Genomic DNA, 6,819 nt, shown 5'->3' on the forward strand with positions numbered 1-6,819 from the left:
CGGCCCCAGCGCGTGGCGAAAGTACCCGGTGGGCTCCAGCAGACTGTGCTGCGTGTCGAGATCTATGGTGTGCGAGAGCCCCAGCGGATCGAGCACGCGCGACTTGAGGAACGGCCAGAACGGCTGGCCGCTGGCCTTCTCCACGATCAACCCCACGATATTGAAGTTGGTGTTGCTGTACTGGTACTGCGTGCCCGGATCGAAATCGAGCGGCTTGGTGGCCCACTCGTGCACCACGGCCTGCGCCGTGGTGGGCTTGGTCCAAGCCGGAATGGTGTAATCCTGCGGCGCGTAATCCTCGTACCCCGACGTGTGCGACATCAGATTCCGCAGCGTGACCTCGTTGGCGCGCGTCAGCTCCGGAAACCACTTGGACACGGGATCGTCCAGCGAGAGCTTGCCCTCCTGCACCAGCAGCATCACCGCGGCCACGGTGAACTGCTTGCTGATGGACCCGATGGCGTAGTGCATGTCGGGCCGCGCCGCCACGGCGGGCGACAGCCGCGACTTGCCGAACGCGGCCACGTACACGATGCGCCCGTTCTGCACGATCCCCACCGACGCGCTCGGCACCTGCGTCTTGCGCATCACGTCGGCCACGGCGGCCTTCACCTTTGCCGAGAGACCCGCCGGCAGGGTGTTCACACCCTGGGCGCCGGAGCGCGCCGCCGCCAACAGCAACAGCGCGGCGGCGAACCGCGCCGATCGGGCGATGGATCTGAACGAGCGCATCATGTCACTACTCCTTGGTCCCGGAGGTGTCTGCCACGATCGTGGCGCTCTTGATGTAATCCAGCTTGGGGAACGACGCCGACAGATACGAGTTCCCCTCGGCGGTGATCCGGGTCTGGTCGGGTTGCTCGCCATACCCGGCATAGATGGAATCCACCACGGCCATGCCGTCCACCACGTGGCCGAACGGCGCGAACCCCTGCGCGTCGAGCTGCGTGTTGTTGCCCAGGTTGATGAAGAACTGGTTGGACCGGGTGTTGGGCCCCGCGGTGGCGAACACGATGGTCCCCCTGGCGTTGGTCTCCTTTACGGAATCGTCGAGGATGGTGTTGTTGGACCACTGCACGTTGGCCTGCGGATCGCCGCTCAGGCCGAACTGCACGATGAACCCGGGCACCACACGGAAAAAGCGCACGTCGGCAAAGTACCCGATGGCCACCAGATGATAGAAGCGATCCACCCCGCGCGGCGCGAGCGCCCGGTTCACCTGCACCGTGAACGGCCCGCGGCTGGTCACGAACGCCACCCGGAACGAATCGGGCGCGGTGGTGGGAATCGCGACGGCCGGCGTCTTCTTGGTTCCGCAGGCGGCCAGCGCGACGCAGGCCGCCAGTACGAGTACGCGTTTCATGCTCTGATCATCCCCATGTGTGGTGGTCCAACGACCGAAACGTGGAAGTTGCATCCGGCAACGCATGATCGCCAGCGCCCCGGCACTGCCGTCCTCCCCCCGGGCGCCACCAGCGCGTAACTTCTCACCAACATCGCCAACGGAACGGGAGCCACGATGCGCATCAGCGACATGAGCTGGATGCAGGTGGAAGAATACCTGAAACACGACGACCGCGCCGTGCTGCCGCTGGGCAGCACCGAGCAGCACAGCCACCTGCGCCTCACGGTGGACTGCATCCTTCCCGAACGCGTGGCCGCCGAAGCCGCCGAACCGCTCGGCATCCCGGTCTTCCCGGTGGTGCCGTATGGCGTCACCCCGTACTTCCGCGAGTTCCCGGGCTCGATCTCGCTCCGCGTCGAGACGCACCTCCGCGTGGTGGGCGACATCCTCGACGGCATGGCCCACAGCGGCTTCCGCCGCATCCTCATCGTGAACGGCCACGGCGGCAACGGCGCCGTGGCGCCGTTCGCGCAGGAGTGGGCCGCCGATCACGCAGACTGCCGAGTGCTGTTCCACAACTGGTGGAACGCGCCGGCCACCTGGGCCAAGGTGCAGGCCATAGACCCCGTGGCGTCGCACGGCTCGTGGATGGAGAACTTTCCGTGGACTCGGCTGCCGGGCGCGGCCATGCCCGCCAACCAGCGCCCCATGGTGGACCTCGCCCGGGTGCGCGCGCTCGATCCGGTGGCCCTGCGCGAATACCTGGGCGACGGCAACTACGGCGGCCTGTACCAGCGGCCGGACGAGGACATGCTCGCCCTCTGGCAGGTGGCGGTGCAGGAAACCCGCGCCCTGCTCACCGGCTCGTGGGGCGGCGCGTCGTAGCGGCCATGGCTCCCGACTTCAGCGGCAGAACAGTCGTCGTCACCGGCGCGGCGCACGGGTTCGGCCGCGCCATCGCCACGGCGTTCGCCCAGCGCGGCGCCGCCGTGTGGGGCTGCGATATCGTGGAGAGCGAACTCGCCGAGACGCAGCGGATGTGCGCGGCGGGCGGTGGACGGTGCGCCGTGCGCCCGATGGACGTGACCGACAAGAGCGCCGTGGATGCGTTCGTTGCCGAGGCGTCGGCCGACACGGGGCGCGTGGACATCCTGGTGAACAACGCCGGCGGCGTGCTGGGCCAGGTGGGGCGCGCCCTCGAACAGGTGACGCCCCAGGAGTGGCAGAGCATCTTTGCCGTGAACGTGAGCGGCGCGTTCTACTGTGCGCAGGCCGTGGCGCCGGCCATGAAGGCGGCGCGCCGCGGCCGCATCGTGAACATCTCGAGCGGCGCCGGGCTGGGCATCAGCCTCACCGGCATCCAGGCGTACGCGTCGGCCAAGGCGGCGCAGATCGCGCTCACGCGGCAACTAGCGCACGAGTTGGGACCGTGGGGCATCACCGTCAACAACATCGCGCCGGGCTTCGTGCGCTCCAACGCCGCCACCGAGCGGCAGTGGGAAGCATACGGCGAGCAGGGCCAGCAGGCGCTGGTCAACGCCATCGCGCTCAAGCGGCTGGGGACGCCCGAAGACATCGCCCACGGCGTGCTGTTCTTTGCCTCCGACCAGGCCGGCTGGATCACCGGCCAGGTGCTTTCCATTGACGGGGGCAAGTGATGGCGCTGAACGACGTGCTCACCCATCTCCGCTCGCGCCACGACGCCATTCTCGCCGAACTCGTGGAGTTCGCGTCCATCCCGAGCGTGAGCACCGATCCCGCGCACGCCGCCGACATGCAGGCCGCCGCGCGGTGGGTGGCCGGCAAGCTCGCGGCGGCCGGCCCGTTTACCGTGCGCACCATCGCCACGCCCGGCAACCCGATCGTGTACGCCGAATGGCTGGGCGCGCCAGGCAGGCCCACGGTGCTGGTGTACGGCCATTACGACGTGCAGCCCGAAGACCCGATCGACAAATGGCACAGCCCACCCTTCACGCCCACGGTGCGCGACGGACGGCTGTATGCGCGCGGCGTGTCGGACGACAAGGGCCCGATGTTGATCCCGATCGAGGTGGCGCGGTCGTTCTTCGCGGTGGCCGGCGCGCTGCCGGTGAACGTGAAGTGCATGTTCGAGGGCGAGGTGGAGATCGGCAGTCCCAGCCTCGACGCGTTCATCCGCGACAACCAGGCGCTGCTCGCCGCAAACGTGGTGCTCTCGGCGGACGGCGCGATGTGGCGCATCGACGAGCCCTCGCTCACCGTGGCCAGCCGCGGGCTGGCGGGGCTCGAACTCACGCTCACCGGCGCGTCCAAGGATCTGCACTCGGGGCGGCACGGCGGCGGCGTGGCCAACCCGCTGCACGCCATGGCGCAGCTCATCGCCGGTCTGCACGAGCCCGGCGGCCGAGTGGCCGTGGCCGGCTTCTATGATAAGGTCCGCGACCTCGGGCCCGCCGAACGCGCCGAGATCGCGGCCCTGCCCTTTGACGAGGCCAGATATCTGGCGCAGGTGGGCGCGCCGGCGGCGTTCGGCGAGCCGGGCTACACCACGTTGGAGCGCCAGTGGACTCGGCCCACGCTCGAGGTCAACGGCATGTGGGGCGGCTATCAGGGGCCGGGCGGCAAGACCGTGATCCCCACCGAGGCGCACGCCAAGATCACCTGCCGGCTGGTGCCCCATCAGGATCCCGACGAGATCGTGGCGCTCGTGACGCGCCATCTGCAATCGCACGTGCCGCCGGGCACGCAGCTCGCCGTCTCACCGGGCGATCACGGGGCGAGGGCGGCGCACATCGAGCCCGATCACTTTGCGCTGCAAGCGGCCGGCGAAGCGCTGTTCCAGACCTACGGCGTGAAGCCGCTGGTGGTGCGCATGGGCGGCACGGTGCCCATCTCGGAACTGTTCCAGCGCCACATGGGGCTCGCCACCGTGTTCTTCTCGTTCTCCACGGCCGACGAGGACTACCACGCGCCCAACGAGTTCTTCCGCGTGCACCGGCTGCACGAGGGGCTCCAGGCGTGGGCGCGCATCTGGGCACTGCTCGGCGGCTCCGCGCCCTGAGCCGGCCGTCTCACCAACGCATCAGGGCTGAAGCTGCGGCCCCACGTACACCGGCGAGATGCCGTGCTGCCGCATCAGCGCATTCAGCGCCGCCACGTCCCGCTGCTGCATGGCGCGCCAGTCGCCCAGGCGGGCGTCGAGCGTGGCGCGCAGTGTCTGGAAGTTGGCCGCGTCCTGCGCCGTGGGCGCGTCGTCGGAGCCGCCCACCGAGTTCTCCAGGCTCACGAACTTGGCGTTGAGCTGGATGGGATAGTTCATGAACAGCCACTTGGCCGCCTTGGCCCGGTACTGGAAGAACTTCACCGACAGCGTGTCGGCCCGCACGTCCAGCGCCCGCGCCGAGTCCACCACCGCGCGCATGGACGACTCGCCGGCCAAGCGGCTCGCCACGCCCTGCAACTGCTGGCGCAGCCCCGCGATCTGGTTGAACGCCTCGTGGTCGTCGGTGAGCGCCCCGTTGATGCGCTGCATCAGATCGAGCTGCCGCGCGAGGTCGGCCGGCGTGGCCTGGATGCGCGGGTCCAGCGTGACCGTGAGAGGCTGCGTGAAGCTCTTGCCGTCCACGGTGAGCCGCACCGTGTACTGGCCCGGCACCACGGCGGGCGTCGTCGGCCGGCCCGACTCGAAGATCGGACCACCCGGCACCTGCAGCGCCGGCGGACCGGCGTAGTCCAGCGGCCACACCAATCGATTGCCGCCGGCGTGCGCGGACAGGGAACGCCCCCGCCCCTCGCCAGCTCCGCTCGTATAGCGGTTCACCACCGCGCCGTTCGCGTCCAGAATCTCGAGCGTCACCGGGCTCGCCGGCGCCGACTTGAGGTAGTAGTCGATGAGCGCGCCCCGGGGCGCGTTCCCGCCGGCCGTGGCCGTGGCGGCCCTGCTCCCGCCACCCAGCGGACCGCGCACCGCATTGTCGGGCTTGAACAGGTACGCTGACGCCTGCGCCACCGACGCCGCTGCCTGCCGCAGCGGTGCGATGCCGTCCAGGATCCAGAACCCGCGGCCGTGCGTGGCCAGCACCAGGTCGTTGCCGTGCACCACCAGATCGCGCATGGACGTGTGCGGCAGGTTGAGCATCAACGACTGCCAGTGGTCGCCGTCGTCGAACGACACGTACACGCCCTTCTCCGTGCCCGCGTACAGCAGGTTGGCGCGCACCGGATCCTCGCGCACGAAGTACACCGTGCCGGCCAGCCCCGCGGCAATGGACGTCCAGCTCTGGCCGTAGTCGCGCGTGCGGAACAGATACGGCGCGTCGTTGCCCAGCATGCGGGCGCCCACGGCGGCGTACGCGGTGCCCGCGTCGCGCGTGGAGGCGTCGATCAACTCCACGTGCGCCCATTCGGGCAGTGCCTTGGGCGTCACGTTGGCCCAGTGCGCGCCGCCGTCGCGGGTAAGCTGGATGAGCCCGTCGTCGGTGCCCGTCCAGATCAGCCCTTTGGAAAGCGTGGACGGCGCGATGGTGTAGATCACGTCGTAGTACTCCGCGCCCACGTTGTCGAGCGTGATCGGCCCGCCCGAGAGCTGCTGCTTGCTCTTGTCGTTGCGCGTGAGGTCGGGGCTGATCTCCGTCCAGCTCCGCCCGCCGTCGGTGGTCTTCAATAGATACTGCGACCCGGAGTACAGCGTGTACGGCTGGAAGGGATCGAACGCGAGCGGCGAGGTCCAACTGAAGCGGTACTTGACCGTGGCCGCCGCATGGCCCTCGGTGTTCTCCGGCCAGGGCGTCACGTCCTGCGCCTCGCCCGTGGCGCGGTTCCAGCGCGTGAGATCGCCGAAGTACGAACCGGCGAACACCGTGTCGGGCGCTCCCGGCGCCGGGAGCACGTACCCGCTCTCGCCGCCCGCCACGTCGTACCAATCCTTGTCCGAGATGCCGCCGCGGTTGGTGGCGCTGGCAATGGAATACGTGCCGCGGTCCTGCTGCGCGCCGTACACGCGGTAGGGCACCTGGTTGTCGGTGGCCGCGTGGTAGATCTGCGCCGTGGGCTGGTTGGACTCGGTGCTCCAGTGCTCGCCGCCGTCCAGCGAGATACTCGCCCCGCCGTCGTTGCCTTCGATCAGCCGGTCGGGCGCCGACGGGTCGATCCATATCGCGTGGTTGTCCTCGTGCGGCGGGCTCAGGCGCGTGATGCTGGCGCCGCCGTCGGTGGAGCGGTACATGAGGAAGTTGAGCAGATAGACGGTGTTCGGGTTCTGCGGATCGGCCCTGACCTGGAAGTAGTACCAGGGGCGCGACCGGATATTCTGGTCGTCGTTGATCAGCTTCCACTTGGCGCCGCCGTCGTCCGAACGATACAGCCCGCCCTCGTGCGCGTTGATCAGCGCGTACACGTGCCGTCCGTCGGCGCCCACCGACACCGCCGTGCGCCCCCAGATCCCCGCCGGCAGTCCGTCGCCCTCCACGCGCTGCCAGGTGGCGCCGGCGTCCGCG

The 6,819-nt window shown here is 69.3% G+C and carries 6 protein-coding genes; 3 read left to right on the forward strand and 3 right to left on the reverse strand.

What is annotated here, in order from left to right:
- Together VNE60_06410 and VNE60_06415 are read right to left on the reverse strand one after the other, a co-directional pair.
- Positions 1 to 735: serine hydrolase domain-containing protein (locus tag VNE60_06410; GenBank protein ID HVB31146.1), on the reverse strand; the 735-nt coding region annotated here is incomplete at its 3' end.
- 4 nt (positions 736 to 739) lie between these two features.
- Positions 740 to 1,363 carry a peptidylprolyl isomerase gene (locus VNE60_06415; GenBank protein ID HVB31147.1) on the reverse strand — a complete coding sequence of 208 codons (624 nt, stop codon included), beginning with the start codon at positions 1,361 to 1,363 and terminating at the stop codon, positions 740 to 742.
- A gap of 156 nt (positions 1,364 to 1,519) precedes the next feature.
- Between VNE60_06415 and VNE60_06420 the strand changes: the two genes are divergently transcribed.
- Genes VNE60_06420 through VNE60_06430 form a run of 3 tightly spaced genes read left to right on the forward strand, consistent with a single transcriptional unit; the run spans position 1,520 to position 4,385 of the window.
- On the forward strand, positions 1,520 to 2,230 hold the full coding sequence (locus VNE60_06420; protein HVB31148.1) for a creatininase family protein: 711 nt from the start codon (positions 1,520 to 1,522) through the stop codon (positions 2,228 to 2,230).
- A gap of 5 nt (positions 2,231 to 2,235) precedes the next feature.
- Positions 2,236 to 3,003 carry an SDR family NAD(P)-dependent oxidoreductase gene (locus VNE60_06425; GenBank protein ID HVB31149.1) on the forward strand — a complete coding sequence of 256 codons (768 nt, stop codon included), beginning with the start codon at positions 2,236 to 2,238 and terminating at the stop codon, positions 3,001 to 3,003.
- Entirely contained in the window at positions 3,003 to 4,385 is a 1,383-nt protein-coding gene (locus tag VNE60_06430; GenBank protein ID HVB31150.1) for a dipeptidase, read from the forward strand. Before VNE60_06425 ends, VNE60_06430 begins: the two co-directional genes overlap by 1 nt.
- Before the next feature lie 21 nt (positions 4,386 to 4,406).
- On the opposite strand, the gene VNE60_06435 is transcribed toward VNE60_06430, so the two are convergent.
- On the reverse strand, positions 4,407 to 6,819 hold a 2,413-nt coding region (locus VNE60_06435; protein ID HVB31151.1), incomplete at its 5' end, for a hypothetical protein.

It is taken from the genome of Gemmatimonadaceae bacterium (assembly GCA_035533755.1).
In the GTDB taxonomy this organism is placed as follows: domain Bacteria; phylum Gemmatimonadota; class Gemmatimonadetes; order Gemmatimonadales; family Gemmatimonadaceae; genus JAGWRI01.

Coding starts and splice junctions, on each gene's coding strand:
- VNE60_06415 (HVB31147.1), bottom strand. CDS start 1,363: ATGAAACGCGTACTCGTACTGGCGGCCTGCGTCGCGCTGGCCGCCTGC.
- VNE60_06420 (HVB31148.1), top strand. CDS start 1,520: ATGCGCATCAGCGACATGAGCTGGATGCAGGTGGAAGAATACCTGAAA.
- VNE60_06425 (HVB31149.1), top strand. CDS start 2,236: ATGGCTCCCGACTTCAGCGGCAGAACAGTCGTCGTCACCGGCGCGGCG.
- VNE60_06430 (HVB31150.1), top strand. CDS start 3,003: ATGGCGCTGAACGACGTGCTCACCCATCTCCGCTCGCGCCACGACGCC.